This window comes from Vibrio sp. R10-SF1-ISO8, from assembly GCF_059833805.1.
The window spans coordinates 936,600-952,693 of sequence record NZ_JCBDHL010000021.1; the positions used below are offsets into that span (position 1 = coordinate 936,600).

The following is a 16,094-nucleotide window of genomic DNA, read 5'->3' on the forward strand; positions in this document are numbered from 1 at the left end:
GCCTAAGAGTATTGTTATTGATAACAAGAGATTAAAGTTAGTTCATGTTTTTATATACAGTGTTTTCTTGATTTGAAACATCAAAGAACTATACTGGTTATAAATACAGGTAAATGGGGGTGTATTATGTTGTTGGAAACCATCGAACGCGTTAACCGCCTACGCCAACAAGCGTTGTCCGATCCAGAGTTTATCCAATCGGCAAAAGCTCATGAAAAGGCGCTCAAAGATCAAAATTACCATTATGCCGCCAAAGTAAAGAGTGCGAAGCAGAGAAAAGATCGCAGTCTGGCAGATATATATCAACAAGCTGAATTCGGGCACAGGTCTGAAAGCTCTAAACACTAAATCGTAGAATTCTAAAAGCAGCTTCGGCTGCTTTTTTATTGCTTGCTACATAAAGCAGGCACAAAAAAATGGTCGCCTTTCAGCGACCCCACAAACAGGAAGTAATGGATATCATTGAGAGGTAATGTGCGGAACAGTCACCTTTACCTTTTAATAGCTTAGTTGAATCTGACAAGAATGCTTGGGTCTATGAATAACTTACGAAAAAAATGGATAATTAGTCGTTATCCTTGTTAAATTTCATTTCTATTATATGTTTGTAAATGTTTTGTTTGTGGTTATATATTTTGCAAAAACATCTTTAGAGTGGTGTTTAATGCTAATTTCTTTTCATTAATTATTGTAAAGATATTATAATGCGTAACCTGAATTGATCGGTGACAATGAAATCTACGATTTGCCAATCATATGTGCGACTTAGCTCACATCAGCTCTGCCTTATGAATCTGTTTCAGCGTAGTATTGCACCTCCTAAACGGTTGTACCGGAAACTATAATGGATAATAAACTCGGCTTGAGTTCACTAACTGCGATCGTCATCGGTTCGATGATCGGTGCAGGTGTTTTTAGCTTGCCTCAAAATATGGCATCGGTTGCCAGCCCAGCAGCAGTAATGATCGGTTGGACGATAACGGGTGTAGGCATGATCTTTCTCGCCCTTTCTTTTCAAAAGCTTGCGTCACATAGGCCGAATGTCGATAGCGGCGTTTTTGGCTACGCAAAAGAAGGCTTTGGTGATTTTGTTGGTTTTTGCTCTGCTTGGGGATACTGGCTAAGTGCCATGCTGGCTAACGTTTCTTATCTAGTGATTGTTTTTAGCACACTTGGAATGTTGTTTGATACACCAGACAACGTCATTTTCGGCCAAGGGAATACGCTTGTTTCAGTTGTCGGTGCTTCATGTTTGCTTTGGATGGTACACGCTTTGGTGCTGCGAGGCGTTCAAACCGCAGCACTGATTAACATGGTGACGACCTACGCTAAGTTAGTGCCTTTGTTTATCTTTATTGTCTGCGCAGCTTTTGCTTTTCAGTGGAACACTTTTACTTTGGATTTCGCGGGGCTTCATTTTGGTGAAGGGCATGATTTGATGTCTCAAGTAAAAAGTACCATGTTGGTAACGGTCTGGGTTTTCATTGGTATTGAAGGCGCCGTCGTTGTCTCTGGTCGTGCAAGAAATCGCAAAGATATTGGCCGAGCGACGATTCTTGGTCTCCTTACTGCGTTAGCGATTTATGTGTTTGTGACATTGCTGTCTATGGGGGTGATAAAACCTGTTGAGCTGGCAGGCTATCAAAACCCATCTATGGCGAAAGTGTTAACCGAAATATTAGGGCCTTGGGGTCAGTACATTATCAGTGTCGGCCTACTGATTTCAGTCTGTGGTGCATTTCTTAGCTGGACGGTTTTAGCATCCGAAGCGCCTTATTTGTGTGCGAAAGAGAAGATGTTCCCTAAGCGCTATGCCGAGTTAAACAATGCGGGCAGCCCGGTTAAGCCACTTACGTTGACCAATGTTTGGATTCAAATCTCTCTCGTGTTCGTCATGTTTGCTGGCAGTACTTATGACACTTTATTGATCATCGCTTCAGAAATGATCTTAGTGCCGTATTTTTTTGTCGGCGCTTTCGTATTAAAGATTGCGATTGCGGAAAAAAACAGAGGTAGCTTATTAATTATTGGTGTAGGTGCCACTCTCTATGGTATTTGGTTGCTTTATGCATCGGGTTTAAATTACTTGCTGCTCTCTGCAATCCTCTACCTCCCTGGACTTTACTTTTACATACAGGCGAAAAAAGAGCAGGGGATAAACCCATTTGAAGGCCGCGAGAAGCTAGGAGCAGGCATGTTAGGCGTTATAGCAATGCTAGCCGTAGGCATGATTTGGCAAGGTAGTTTGAGTTTGGCTTTCTAAGCTGATTATGAGAAGAAATCCCCTACCTATTAAGGTAGGGGATTTTTTTATCTGTACTTGGCGCTATATTTAAAGCGCAAACTGTCAAAAATGGTAAAGATTAACCCCGCCCATATAAAGCTAAAGCTGATTAACTTCACCTCATCAAAGGCTTCCCCAAACAAGTAAATCGCGAGGAAAAACTGGATAGTCGGCTCGATGTACTGCATTAACCCAATGGTTGACATAGTGGTCAAACGAATTGCAATTGAATAAAACACTAATGGAAGCAAAGTAGCGGGAGCAGCCCCTAAATATAGCGCGAGCGTGGTTGCGCCTTGATGCAAAGACTCAGTACCGACCGTGACTTCTTTGTAGCCCATATAGAAAAGCGCGATAGGCAATAACACCAAAGCTTCAACATACAGTCCGGTGCTCCAGTTATAATTAATTTTCTTCTTACACCAACCATAAAAGGTAAAGAAAATCGCCATTGTTAATGCAATGTATGGGATCTCGCCATAGTGGATTATTTGATAGGTGAGACCAATACAAGCGAGGACTAGAGCGACTTTCTTGCCCGTGGATAGCGACTCCTTCAAGAAAAACACACCTAGAGCCATCATAGTAATCGGGCTGATAAAGAAACCCAGACTGGCATCAATGACTCGATCATTGGTCAGCGCCCACGTAAAGGCACACCACGAAATCGACATCATGATTGTGGCCGCAGTGGTAAAGGCAAGGGAGCGCTTGTCTGCCCAGATAGCGCGAATATTTGGTAGACGCTTTGTCACGCCTAGTACAATCAACGCTCCGAGCGGAACCGAGGCAATCAAACGCATCGCGAGCAATTCATCAGTCGCGGCATTAGGTAAAAACTGATAATAAAGTGGCAACAGGCCCCATAGTAAAAACGAAAAAGCGGCCATTCCATTGCCTAAACGTTGCTCAGGCATAGTAGTCTCAAAAAGGGGAATAATTGAGCGAAATCTAAGCCTAAACCTTCTAAAAGTAAAGCAAAGATTTTATGAAAGAGTATTGGGTTTTAAATCTTTATATAACAATGGTTTGCATTGATTTTATGTATGCATTAGATCTAGGCCAAGAAGCAACAGGACGCCCACAGTGCACGTTAAAGTGGATAGCACTGTGGTTAAAGCAATGATGTTGGCGGCTAGAGTTGAATTCCCTCCCATCGAACGGGCCATTACGTAGCTTGCAGCGGCAACGGGGGCTGCATTCATAAAGAACAGAACCCCAAGCTCAAGGCCGCGAAATCCAAGCCAATAAGCAGAAGCTGTGATGAGCACGGGGGCAATCACCAACTTATTGACGCTGGCAAACCAAGAGGGGCCGGGCTCCTTTTTTAATGAACCTAAGTTTAGTGAACCGCCAGTACACAATAATGCAAGGGGGAGGGTCATTTTAGCGAGGTAGTTACCCGCATCCACTGCGATATCAGGAACAGGAATAGAGAGCAGGTAAACTGCCAGTCCAAGAAGGATAGATATGATTAACGGGTTCTTTGTCAGGGTGGAAATCATCATCTTCCCAACGTTCTCACCAGACTCAGCCCCTTTAGGTGTCAAACAGATGACCGCCAGAATATTGTAGGTGAGAGTAATAGCAGCAACGTAGATGGCTCCCAACGCAACGCCTTGTTCGCCGAATGCGTTAGCTACATATGCAATGCCAATGATGCCCGTATTGGCTCTGAAACTGCCTTGAACGATAACGCCTTGATCTGGCGATTGGGAAAAAAGACCTTTAACAGCGATGGAGGAGAATATAAAAAACAACACACTAGAGACAACCCCAAAAGCAATAAAGCTACTGGCCGCATAAAAGTCGTGTTCAGAAACCACGATGCTCAAAAACAGCATCGTTGGGAGAGTCACTTTGAAGACCAGCTTTGAGCCGATATCAATAAAGTTTTCGTTAATCAAACCAATGCGCTTAAACACGATTCCCAATATGAGCATCAAACAAATAGGCCCGGTAATAGAGAGAGAAAATTGCAATTGGTTAAGAATATCCATCAGTTCCATCTAGTCTAAGCAAAACCTAGGTTACACCATACCAGACTGTAAGTGTTTGGTGGATAATAATTAATTGGTGGCTAGCTAACTAATTGGTCTTTCTGAGCAAGAGTTTGCTTGATTGAGGTAATTCGTTGCTCATTGAAGGTCTCGAAACGACGTAAGTTGTTGAAACTTTGATAATTACTCTTGGTATTAAGTTTGCTTTGTAACTGCTTCGGACAGTTATCTGTCGAAAGCCTCTAATAGAAGGACGTTACAATGCCAACGCTTAGCTTCAATATTCAAATCGATGGACAAGAGCCAGACACATTGCGTGTTATCGAGTATTCGGGTCGAGACTCGTTCTCGCACACGAAGTTAAGTAATGGTGTTGACTGCAATGGTTTTCGCTTCGAATTTCAACTTGCTAGCCGTCAACCTAACCTATCACCTAACGACATTGTTGATCGCTGCGTTGATTTTGAAATCGTTCGAGATGGGGTGATTGTTCAACGGCTAAATGGCATCGTGCGCCAGTTTGGCAAGGGGGACACAGGTCATCATCATACCTTCTATACCCTGACTATGGTGCCAGCACTAGAGCGACTCGCACTACGACGTAATTCACGTATCTTCCAGTTAAAAACGGTACCCGAAATTCTGTCTATTTTGCTGCAAGAAATGGGCATCAATGAATACGCTTTTGTGCTTAAGAACGAACACATTCAGCGAGAGTTTTGCGTGCAATATAGAGAGTCTGATCTCGACTTCCTCCATCGATTGGCTGCAGAGGAAGGCATGGTATATAGCTTTGTCCATGAGCAAGGCAAACATACGCTTTTATTCACCGACGCTAACGATGGTCTTATCAAACTGACACAGCCCATTCCTTACAACAGCATAAGTGGGGGAGTGGTTGAGCAGCCTTTCATTAATACGTTTTCTACTCGGGTGCGCAGCGAAGTCAGTCACAACGACCTTCAAGACTACAGTTTTAAAAAGCCGACTTATACGTTTGCCCAAAACGCACGCGGCACTAAAATGGATTACCAAAGAGCAGACGTATACGAACACTTTGATTTCCCGGGGAGATTTAAAGACGACGCATCAGGAACTTTATTTAATACAGCGCGCCTAGCGTACCTGCGTCGAGATGCGAGAACTGCATTGGGAAAAAGTAACCATGCCGGTCTTATTGCGGGCAAAAAGTTCGAGCTGCAAGAACACATTACCGCTGAAGTTAATCGTGAATGGCTAGTTGTTTGTGTAGAACATGTCGGAAAGCAGCCTCAAGCTCTAGAAGAAGAGGGTGGCAGTGGTGAAACTACCTATAGCAATCAGTTTAAAGTGATACCGACAGATTATGTTTGGCAAGCTGAACCAACTGTAAAACCTCAGGTCGACGGACCAATGGTAGCGACTGTAGCAGGGCCCGAAGGGGAAGACATCTATTGTGATGAGTACGGCCGAGTAAAAGTGCATTTCCATTGGGATCGCTATTCGAACAATGATGAAAATAGCTCATGTTGGGTGAGAGTGTCGCAAGGCTGGGCGGGTAATCAATATGGGATGGTCGCGCTACCACGTGTGGGGCATGAGGTTATCGTCTCTTTCTTAAATGGCGATCCGGATCAACCGATCATTACAGGTCGAACTTACCACGCCACGAATGTTCCTCCCTATCCACTCCCGGAACATAAAACTAAAACCGCGATTCGAACAGAGACCTACCAAGGACAGGGTTTCAATGAATTGAGCTTCGAAGACCAAGCAGATAAAGAGCGTATTTATGTTCATGCGCAGAAAGACTTCGACATAGAGGTAAAAAACGATCACTCGTTAGAAATTAAGCATGACTCACATCTCACCGTAGAAAATGACCAGTTTGAACTGACGAAAAACAATCGGCACTTAACAGTTCAAGGCGAACTCCGAGAAAGAGTGATCGCCGACAAGTCCGTCAATATTGGTGGTGGACTGCAACAAAAGGTGAAAAGTAAAACGGCTATCGATGCAGGTGACGAAGTACACCTAAAAGCAGGCAACAAAATCGTATTAGACGCGGGTAGCGCCATCACGATTAAAGCTGGTGGAAGCTTCGTTAAAGTCGATGCCGGCGGTGTTCACGTTGTTGGCTCTGCTATCAACCTTAACTCTGGTGGCAGCGCAGGAAGCGGCAGCGGCTACGGTGGGTTAGCACCTGTTTTACCGTTGGGGTTAGAGGCGCTGGTGGCGCCGGAGGAGGTAGTTCTAGCCAACCCGACACCGACGCTTATCCAGCATGTGATTGCTGATATTAAAGCTGACATGCCTATCACTCAATTGTGTCAAAAACGGGCAGACGGCAGTTGTCCCTTAAGTGACTGCCCGTGTGGTAACAATTCATGAAACTCTCACTCTATGAAAAGCAGCAAAAGCAAAGAGTCAATTGGTATGCATTAGTGAATTATTACGACAATATGTTGGCAGAAGTTTTTCAAAAAATCTCAGACCACACAGTAGAGCCTTTATATTTAACAACCTCCCTAGAATCATTGCTTGATCGAAGTCCTTTGGTTGTTTCACTTAAGAAAGGTGATGCACTGATAAATTCATTACCACAGAAAGAAACTCTCTACTTTGCTGCATCCTTAGATATCAGTTTTGAGCAAGTGTTGGATCAGTTGCGAAACCGATTGCAAATACAGTTCGATGGCGATAGAAAAGGGCTATTTCACTATTATTTACCATCGGTAGCCAGTTATTTCTTTTACCGAGCTAGTCAAGAGGACTCAAGCAAATGGCTGGGCTGTTTATCTGCTGTCTGCTTCTATAAACAAGTAAAGAGTGAAGCAAATGAATGGATACATATCGAAGGGGAATTTAGCCCTTTCTCTTCAGCCACTTGGCTACTAACCCAATCTCAGGAACAAGGTTTAAACGATAAGTTTATCGAACAAGAAATAGATGCTTGGGCACAAGCTGAGGATATACAGGCTTTTGATTGGAAAAATCAGAAAAGCGTAAGTTCTTTTTGCACACAACATCAAATTGAACAACCAAAACTATTGTCGAAACTACGCCATTTAGTGCATACCTATAACATATCTCTAGATAACCGCTACCAGGTGGACACCAACCCAACATCAGAGAATATTGTGAAACAGTTAGAGCAGTTGATATCTAGGGAGTATAACTATGTCTGCTAAGTTCGCTTCAAACCCAGCTTGTGAAGGTAAAAAGTTTTATGTTGAAGTTACAGGCATTCAACACGGCTCAGTGCAAGATTTTGAGTTTTACGATCTTACTGACATGTCACAGCAATCTGCTCTTGAAAACAAAAAACTTATCGACCCTGAATTAGACGATACCACTGTCTACAGCTGGGATTGGTGTGATGAAAGCAAAAACCGCAATGTTTGGCTAAAAATTGAAGCAGAAGACGGCCCAATAAAGCTACCTTTGTTCCAAGACGTTACGGCAATACCTAGAAAGCAAGATGAGCAAGATTACTTGGTTCATTCAGTCTTACCTTTGACTCTTCTTCCTACATATCAAGATGAAGTAACTTATGAAGACAGACTCGCTCCGATTAGAGCTGGTTTTATTTATATATTTTATAACAACAAAGCATGGCGAGAAGTGGATGTTCACCCGGGAGATGATGGCAATATGTCCCTCCGAGATATTCATCTATATAAATACCGGACAGGCAAAGATAAACCTTTCAAAGATGTAGAACGAATTGCGACGGGGTTACCACTAAAGGAACTATGGATTCCCGCTAAAGATAATAATCAGGGTGCGAGAGTACATATCGCATTCTCAGAATCACAGTGGAGCTCACAGTATCTTAACTATTTGGAAGAAAACGTAAATGAGTTAACTCAACGGGCGATTGCTTTTCATAAACTCAATATTGAAGGAGATATAGATGTTTTAAGGACAAAAGATCTACCTGAGATGCGAGTTCGGGAACCAGATCTTGAGTTTTTTCTAGCTGAACCTTCCAAACTGAGCCGAGACCTAAGTGGAAATTGGCTTAAAAAGACCTATCAGGAAATCAAAGATGAAATAACTTCGGCGAACGCAGACGGGAGCCGAGCATTAGACATACTAAAATACAATAAACCGTTCCAGTATGAATACGGCGTAAAACAATCTGTTTTAAAAGAAATATTAACGCCAGATTTAAATACAGAGGACACATGGTCAACGTCACAAAGCAATGATTTTTTAGAAGATGCCAAACAACGGCAATTGAGAGCGATTGTATTAGACGATCCGCTGTTTGATTTGCGACATCATACATTCTTAACACTATTCGCAATGGGTTACCTGCAACAAGTATATGTTGATATGAGTACCCAAAAATACTATCAGTGTGCTGAACTTGTACAAAAAATGGTTATGCCAAAAAGCTTTGGTGAGCAAGGCAATCCATTTTATGAACACAAAGATGATATTGATCAATACTTAGGAGGACGCTTTCATCGAACTCTTAGAACGGTAGAGCGCCAAATATGCTGTAGAGATACGAAATTACTCCAAGAGAAGCTAAATAACAAACTGCAAGACACACGCATCGCACGAGTGTTACGAGATATAAGCTCACTAAATGATATAAACGCTGCGGCGGCGCATGTCATCGTAGGTAATGCTATCGGTGCATTAAGTACTAGCATAGATCAGCTAGATCAAATGTCTAATAACACCAACAAAGAGCCATCTCAGCATTTAGAGACGGTAAAGCAAATAATTACTTCAAATAGCAACCATCCGTTGCATGCCGTTTTGTTTCCACCAGAAAGCAGCATCACATTAGACGGGAACTATATATCACCTGCACCGAACAACTCTGGTTCAGGTTTTGCAACACCAGAATCTTTAGCTATTTGGGCACAAGAAGACTTTCTTATAAATGATGAGAAGCTGCAATTCATGGATCTAGCATTTATGTCCAAGGCTAATGATAATGAAGAAGGAGCGTTCAACACAGAAAGACGTTTGGCTAATGTTACTGATGGAATATTTAAAGGTTACTTTGATGCCCTGCAAGCACTAAGCAAAGACTTAACTGAACACGCAAAAGTTATAGCGTTCAATAGTGCTTACGCTCCTGTACTGGGTTTAATGAAAGCGACTAACTCTAAGTTTTTTGGGGATATATTGTACACTCCAGTGGGTGGAGCTGAGTATAAAGGAACTGTTGTCGGCGTACATGGTCATGGTCTTAGCTATGGATTGAGTGCAACTGACCGTGACTACATTAAAACCCGTAATAAAAAGACACCTATGGGACGCCTTTACGATAAGTCTGGAAAACTGTTTGTTTCCACTGGGAGAAATGCGTTTAAAAGCTCCGACCTCATCACTGGTGTTAAAGCTGATACTGGTCCGAAACTTCCATTAAAAGTTGTGGTGGTATCAGAAAACAACGCTATCGCTAACGCATTAAATCAGGCTAATACGAGAAGAACATTAGAGGATTTAAACAAGTCTGGATTGACTGCAAGTAACGCCTACGAAAAATTCAGGGTTCCCTATTTTATCGTTGTAATTGAGATGATTAATCTGAAGAACAACTGGAAACATGTGGAAAGTGTCTTAGAGAAAGAAGACATATTATATTCGTTTGCTAACTTTTCTAGTGCGTTACTAGACCTAGGAGTCGCAATTACCCATGCATCTAACCTATACACTAAAAATGCATCTTGGCTAGCGACAAACTCGCATAAAACTGTCATAGCATTTTCGGAAAGTACAGTAAGTCGACTGACTTTTCAAAAAGGTGCTGTGCGACTCGTAAACAATCTCAGTCGCTTAAATTTTATCGGCATCGGGGCAGGTGTTCTGACAGCTGGCATTGCTGCATGGGACACGTTTAAGTTAGCTAAAAATAATGATATTGATGCGAGTATAGCGATGGGAATGGTCGCGACCGGTACATTGGTGACGACTATAGCGACGGGTCTGTTTACGACCAGTGCGCCAGTTCTATTTGGTATGGGACCTATAGCATGGATAGGCATAGGGGTTGCTGTTACTGGTTTAGCGCTCTATACCTTTTTTAAAGATTCACCGATAGAAATATGGCTAAAGAATGGGCCATTTGGCGCTGACCCTTCTTCAGATTACAATCACTTGCAAGATCCAAAGGTGGCATATAATCGATTTATTAGTTTGGTATTTAACGTGTCAATTAAGTCATACCGAATTGAGGCTGAAACTTCTTTCTCTGAAGAAGTCACTAATCGGCTCAAAGTACTAGGCGCTACCCATGTTGTTTATCTCAACACTAACCTGGCGTCTTTATTGAACATAAACTCTATCGATATACACTTCCACGCCAGACAGGCTATTCAGCGTAAAACAGAAACAATAAGCCGAGCGAGTGTATACGGCCCAGATATTGAAACTAACGTTATTAATCAGGGCAAGCATGATCTAGCAATCATTCATCAGGAAGACGTAGAGGGAGGGATCGCATACTTTATCCAACATAATCTTGCAGTCCCAGAATCATATAGTGACTATAGTGTTTGGATGAATCGATCATATACGTATGAGTTCTTACCCGTCTTTGTTATCCGAGTTCGGCTGCAAGTTGAAGAACTCTACTTGCCGGCACTTCCCCTAGAGAAACAAGATGAACCGAGCGTACCAACAACTAATCCAGATTTTACCGAAGAGGATAAGCGTTGGATCAATATGGTGATTCCAGCATCCAGTTAACGTTAATATCCCTGATTCTCTACTAAAAAATAAAGCACCAAAAGGATAGGCAATAAAATGGCTTACAACTCAGAACAGTTTGAACCTCAGGCTCGAAAGGCTCCTCAAGGCTTTCTGCGTCAGGTATTGACTAAGGGGCAAGATTTCGGTTTTAGCAAAGCCAACACCAGCATTGCAACCTCATTCGCGAAAGATACTAAACCGTCCTCAATGGAAGTACTCGAAGAAAACAACGATAAGCCGATGTTTTGGAATGAAGAGACATTAACTTGTGAAACACTATCAAACTGGTCGCAGTTTTATTTATTTATTGCAGGCTCGGCTAAAATGGGACTGCTGTTTTTCTTACCGTTTGCATATTTACTTATAATAATTTTTACGCTAGCTATTGATGAAGGAGGCTGGGAAGCTATGTCTTCGCTATTTTATGGTTTATCATTTTATGGTTTGTTGCCGTGCTTACTTATCTATGGGCATTTTAAGCTGATTGATAGAGGGTATTTGTTCTTAGCACCTTTCTTAAAAAGTAAAATACTTTTCGAGCTGAATAGACAAACTGGTATGGTCACTTTATTTAAAAAGGGCAATAGAAAGCGTTTTGAGCATCCATTTATCGAGTTTGACTGTGTCCTTATCTCTGCTCCTTCTCCGCAAGGGCATTTAAATTACAATTTAGTACTCATTCATCGCTATCATGAATACTCTGTTGGTGTTCCTCTACATAATTTTGTCGGTACCAACCAGATGGTGTCTGAATATCATCGGTTATGGAATATGATCCAAAGGTATATGGACGTTAGCCAGCCAATGCCAGATATTATGGTTCTTGAACCAGCTCGAGAGAAAGACCCAACCACGGCTGCGTATGATAAATCTACTCATCGTAATCCTAGATATTGGCGTGATATGACGGATGAACAGTTTGAAAAAGAGATGAAACAACTCGAAGAGAAACAACGTTCACAGCCAGCCACAGGGCCTGCAATTAATATTTTTTCCGAAGACGCCAAAGCCATAGCTTCTTAGCTAACAAGCCGCTCTCCCGAGCGGCTTTGTCAAAACTAACCAGTCTCACATTCTTACAACCTCAACCTAGCTCAAACCTTCAAAAAACCAATTCATTGCCGATATAGTAAAGTGGAAGTAGAATAACGAGTGCTTATTTGCATCATTTTTTACGTAGAAAGGGTATACTTAAGGATTATACCTAGCTATGAGTAGCACGGAGCAGGACCATGAGTAGCTATATACAGAAACGACAGTATTACCGTTTAAGGTACCCGAAACGCGCTAGGCCTTTTGTTAGGCTCGGAGATGAGCTGTTTCAGGTAACGGAAGTTTCTGAAGGTGGTATTAGAATGGTGATAGCCAACTCGAACACTATGTACAAAGGTCTTACGGTTAAAGGAATGCTTAACCTTAATGATGAGAGTCGCGTGGAAATCGAAGGTGCAGTCTTGCGATTTGATCGTGATGAAGTAATTGTTCAGTTACGTAAAGGCCCGACTTTCAAAATCATGGTTGATGAACAAAGAAAGATTCGAAGTAAATATCCCGTTTTCTTTGCTCGGTTAAGAGAAGCCGCAGCCTGATCTCACTAATAATATATAAACGGAGCCTGAAGGCTCCGTTTGTCGTTTTAAGGATGCCTAGATTCTCAAAAGATTATGCATGTTTCGTTGATCGACTTAACTCCATAGTAAGCCGCTGAGCTTGATGGAGATTCACCAACATACGATTGATCAACTGCTGTAAGTGTTCGACGTTGGGTAGCTCGTTCTTTTCACAACTCTCTTTAGCCATGTTAGCCAGAGCCTGCACCTCTTCGAGTTCAAGCTCAGATGCAGATGCTTCTACTTGACGTAAAGCTTCAATTAATAACGGTAGATTTGAACTTGAGTAGGCATCAATGAGTTGGTCTGTGAGAGTATTGAGTTTTGCCTTTAACCCTATTAGCAACTCCAGCTTAGTAACACGACTTAATGACGGGTCGTTGAAGGCAAAACTTGCAGATAACTCCTCTTCTGTCAGGGCGAGTTGACTCGCTGGGTGGCGAATCAACGGTATGACAGTATCTCCGTTATTGTCATTATACGAACTTGCGATTATCTCCCTAGAAAACTGTTTTAGTGCTACATCTAGGCTAGGTTTCTGAAGAGGTTTAGTCAGCACAAAATTAGCGCCAGCTGCGATAAGCGAGTCGTGAGCTTCTTTAAAGACGTCAGCGGTGTAGGCGAAAATCACCGTATTGAGCTTTAGCGTTTCTCTAATTCGCTTGATGGTTTCAACACCGCTTAGGTTGGGCATGTGGTTATCAATAACAATAAGATCGAACTGTTCGTTTTCTAAAACCTCTAGGGCTTGCAATCCGTCTTCTGCCCAAGTGATGTCTTGTGCGTAATCTTTAAGGAAACCTTTCGCGACGACGGCGTTAACGCGATTATCTTCAACCAAAAGTATGCGCTTTTTATGAAAAAGTTCAGAATCATTTAGAGCGGGTTCTCCGACGTTACCTAAATCCACAACTTCTTGTTGGACTTCTAAAGGCAAGAAAATATCGAACTTAGAACCGTAGCCAACTCGGCTTGAGACTGAAATATCGCCCTCCATTAAGTCGACCAATTTTTTCACAATAGAAAGACCAAGGCCTGTACCACCAAATTTTCGAGTAGTGGAAAGTTCGGCTTGCTCAAAAGGAATGAAAATATTGTTTAGCTTATCGTCCTCAATTCCTATGCCAGTGTCGCTTACGGTAAATAGTACGCCGATTGAGCCAGAATCGTTAACCCTGATGTCGACTTCGACTTTTCCTTGTTGAGTGAACTTAATCGCGTTTCCAATTAGGTTGAATAGCAATTGCCTTGTACGTGCGACATCCCCAACCAGTTTTAAATCATCGGACGGGTAATGCGGGATAGTCAGTGTGATATTCTTTTTTTGCGCCAAAGGTCGTAACGTGCTTTCCAAAGGTTGTACAAGCTCTCTCATTGAAAATGGAGTGTGTTCGAGTTCAAGCTTACCTTCCTCAACTTTAGAGAAGTCAAGAATGTCATTAAGCAGCGTGACCAAATGATTGCCTGAGTTAATAATTATGTCGGCGTGTTCTTTAGTTTCTAACTCTTTGGTGTCTTCACGAATCATCTGTGCGACACCGAGTACACCACTCATAGGTGTCCTTAGCTCATGACTCATGGTGGCCAAGAAAATAGATTTAGCGTGATTAGCTTTTTCTGTTCGATCAATGGCCTCTTGATAAGCACGATTGTTTCTTCTTAATTCTTGTAGTCTGTGTATGTAGGTGTAAATGACGAACAAAAAAATCACGACGGCTAATACTGCGAGTAACTGAAACACTTTATTCTGAACACTGATCGCTTGTTGCCTTAGTTGTTTCTCGGTATGTTCGACAAACTCTGAATTTTGGGGCGATAGTAGTGCCGTAAAGAGTTCACGTCTTTGTGTGTCTACTTGTTTAAAGGTTGAAACCGTTGATTCCAATTTGGCGGGAATGTTATCCAGTTTCGAGTCTTGATGTATTTTCTTGGCCATGGCATCTCGCTCTAAACCAGAACTCTCGGTGCCGAGTTCTACATGTTCTAGAACTGATGTGAGTAAGGCATCTTTAACAATAATCAGCCCGACTACCTTATCCAGCGTTTCTGACAAACGCAGCAAAGACTGGTGGAACTGGGTCATGACTTCACTTGTTTGTTCTTTGTAGAGGCCAAATTTGGACGTTTCTTGGTAGTGAGTGAGCAAATCTTTACTCTCCTTTTCCAGATTGACGATTTCAGCATTTAGAAAGTAAGGGTCTAGCTGGGGAGAGAGGGCATGATTGGTTACTGCGTCACGAACTTCAATGAGCTCATGACCTAAAGCGCTAACAGAGGAGGAGTATTGACTAATCTGCTTATGTTCTTGGTAGAGAAAGTACACTAGAGTGCCAATTGATAAAGACAATACTGAAGCGAGCGAAAACAAGATTTTAGTAAAGTTCATTTTCAAACTCCTCAAGGATGGCAGGCCGTTCGGCCGTCAAGGTATTTAAAAAAGCACTAATAGCGTCTACTTCTTTCGCTGTCAGTGAAAGTCCAAGCTGACTGCGCGCCATAATCTCAATAGCGTCTTCAAGGTTGTGTGTTTGCCCATCGTGAAAATAGGGTGGGGTTGTGGCGACGTTCCTTAGACTTGCTACCCTAAAGATATACATGTCTTCCGGCTTATTAGTATGCATATGACGGCCAGTATCAGCGGAACGCTCTTGTCCGTTGTACTCCTGTCCATACAAGCCAAATTTCATCACCATACCACCTCCGATATTGGTGCCACGATGGCAGCGAATACAGCCGTGCTGTTGGAAGAGTTTCCATCCTTCTATTTGCTGCGTGGTTAAGGCACTTTTATCGCCGGATAGATACTTGTCAAAAGGAGAGTCTGGTGTGACAAGGGCGTTCATAAACTCGACGAGCATAGATTTAATTGTCGCTTCATTGACTTCGACTTGCTGCTCATCAAAGAGTTGGGAATATTGAGGGGAGGTTGCAACATATTCGCTGATATCTTTCCAATTAGAGTTCATCTCAACGTTGCTGTGTATAGGGCCATCAATTTGAGCATTCAAAGAATTAGCTCGTCCATCCCAAAAAAGCGGTAGTTCAATGCTGCATTAAAAACGGTAAGAGAGTTTCTATCTCCGCTCCCTTCGACACCAGTAGACACCGCGGTTGGCTCTGCCCCATTACTACTCAAATCATGGCATGATTCACAGCTGATTTGCCCATTGGAAGAGAGTAGCGGATCTTTGAATAGTAGCCAGCCTATTTTTGCTTGAGCCTTATCCACTTGATGGTCTGAAGGGATTGGAGACACAAGATTTGTACTCGGAGATTGGTCTTTCCGAATATTTGCTGAAAGAGTGTGATGTTGGTGCTCATCGTCGTGGCTATGAGCGTTTTCTCCGCTATACAGTATTAGCCAAAATAGCGGAGCGATACCTACCAATGCTATGGCAAGTATTATGGCAACTGACCTTTGATTTTTTGTCATTTATTAGTCCGTATTTTTTAAGCCAAAGGTATTTCTTATGGTTATAGTTATAAATATAGTTTCATATT

At 42.3% G+C, this 16,094-nt stretch carries 10 protein-coding genes and 1 pseudogene; 7 read left to right on the forward strand and 4 right to left on the reverse strand.

The features are described from left to right. The first annotated feature begins 126 nt into the window (after positions 1–126). Together AC6R00_RS22390 and AC6R00_RS22395 are read left to right on the forward strand one after the other, a co-directional pair. Positions 127–348, forward strand: coding sequence for a hypothetical protein (locus AC6R00_RS22390; RefSeq protein ID WP_500641991.1), 222 nt, complete (start codon positions 127–129; stop codon positions 346–348). A 496-nt stretch (positions 349–844) separates the two neighbouring features. After that, positions 845–2,263, forward strand: coding sequence for a basic amino acid/polyamine antiporter (locus AC6R00_RS22395; protein WP_500641992.1), 1,419 nt, complete (start codon positions 845–847; stop codon positions 2,261–2,263). Between the two features lie 47 nt (positions 2,264–2,310). On the opposite strand, the gene rarD is transcribed toward AC6R00_RS22395, so the two are convergent. Together rarD and AC6R00_RS22405 are read right to left on the reverse strand one after the other, a co-directional pair. Further along, complete coding sequence (gene rarD, locus AC6R00_RS22400; protein ID WP_500641993.1) at positions 2,311–3,201, reverse strand: EamA family transporter RarD; 891 nt, start codon at positions 3,199–3,201, stop codon at positions 2,311–2,313. 123 nt (positions 3,202–3,324) lie between these two features. Next, positions 3,325–4,284 carry an AEC family transporter gene (locus AC6R00_RS22405; RefSeq protein ID WP_500641994.1) on the reverse strand — a complete coding sequence of 320 codons (960 nt, stop codon included), beginning with the start codon at positions 4,282–4,284 and terminating at the stop codon, positions 3,325–3,327. Between the two features lie 261 nt (positions 4,285–4,545). Here AC6R00_RS22405 and tssI point away from each other — a divergent pair, with 261 nt between their 5' ends. From tssI to AC6R00_RS22430, 5 genes are all read left to right on the forward strand, one after another. Further along, on the forward strand, positions 4,546–6,654 hold the full coding sequence (gene tssI, locus AC6R00_RS22410) for a type VI secretion system tip protein TssI/VgrG (RefSeq protein ID WP_500641995.1): 2,109 nt from the start codon (positions 4,546–4,548) through the stop codon (positions 6,652–6,654). After that, positions 6,651–7,454, forward strand: coding sequence for a DUF4123 domain-containing protein (locus AC6R00_RS22415; RefSeq protein WP_500641996.1), 804 nt, complete (start codon positions 6,651–6,653; stop codon positions 7,452–7,454). Before tssI ends, AC6R00_RS22415 begins: the two co-directional genes overlap by 4 nt. Continuing rightward, positions 7,444–10,980 carry a hypothetical protein gene (locus tag AC6R00_RS22420; RefSeq protein ID WP_500641997.1) on the forward strand — a complete coding sequence of 1,179 codons (3,537 nt, stop codon included), beginning with the start codon at positions 7,444–7,446 and terminating at the stop codon, positions 10,978–10,980. The genes AC6R00_RS22415 and AC6R00_RS22420 overlap by 11 nt, the downstream gene beginning before the upstream one ends. A 57-nt stretch (positions 10,981–11,037) precedes the next feature. Then, positions 11,038–12,006, forward strand: a complete 969-nt coding sequence (locus AC6R00_RS22425; protein ID WP_500641998.1) for a hypothetical protein — start codon at positions 11,038–11,040, stop codon at positions 12,004–12,006. 209 nt (positions 12,007–12,215) lie between these two features. Further along, complete coding sequence (locus AC6R00_RS22430) at positions 12,216–12,572, forward strand: PilZ domain-containing protein (protein ID WP_500641999.1); 357 nt, start codon at positions 12,216–12,218, stop codon at positions 12,570–12,572. Positions 12,573–12,645: 73 nt separating this feature from the next. On the opposite strand, the gene AC6R00_RS22435 is transcribed toward AC6R00_RS22430, so the two are convergent. Beyond that, on the reverse strand, positions 12,646–14,979 hold the full coding sequence (locus AC6R00_RS22435; RefSeq protein WP_500642000.1) for an ATP-binding protein: 2,334 nt from the start codon (positions 14,977–14,979) through the stop codon (positions 12,646–12,648). Beyond that, positions 14,966–16,026, reverse strand: a pseudogene (locus AC6R00_RS22440) (cytochrome-c peroxidase). Before AC6R00_RS22440 ends, AC6R00_RS22435 begins: the two are co-directional and overlap by 14 nt. Positions 16,027–16,094 lie beyond the last annotated feature (68 nt).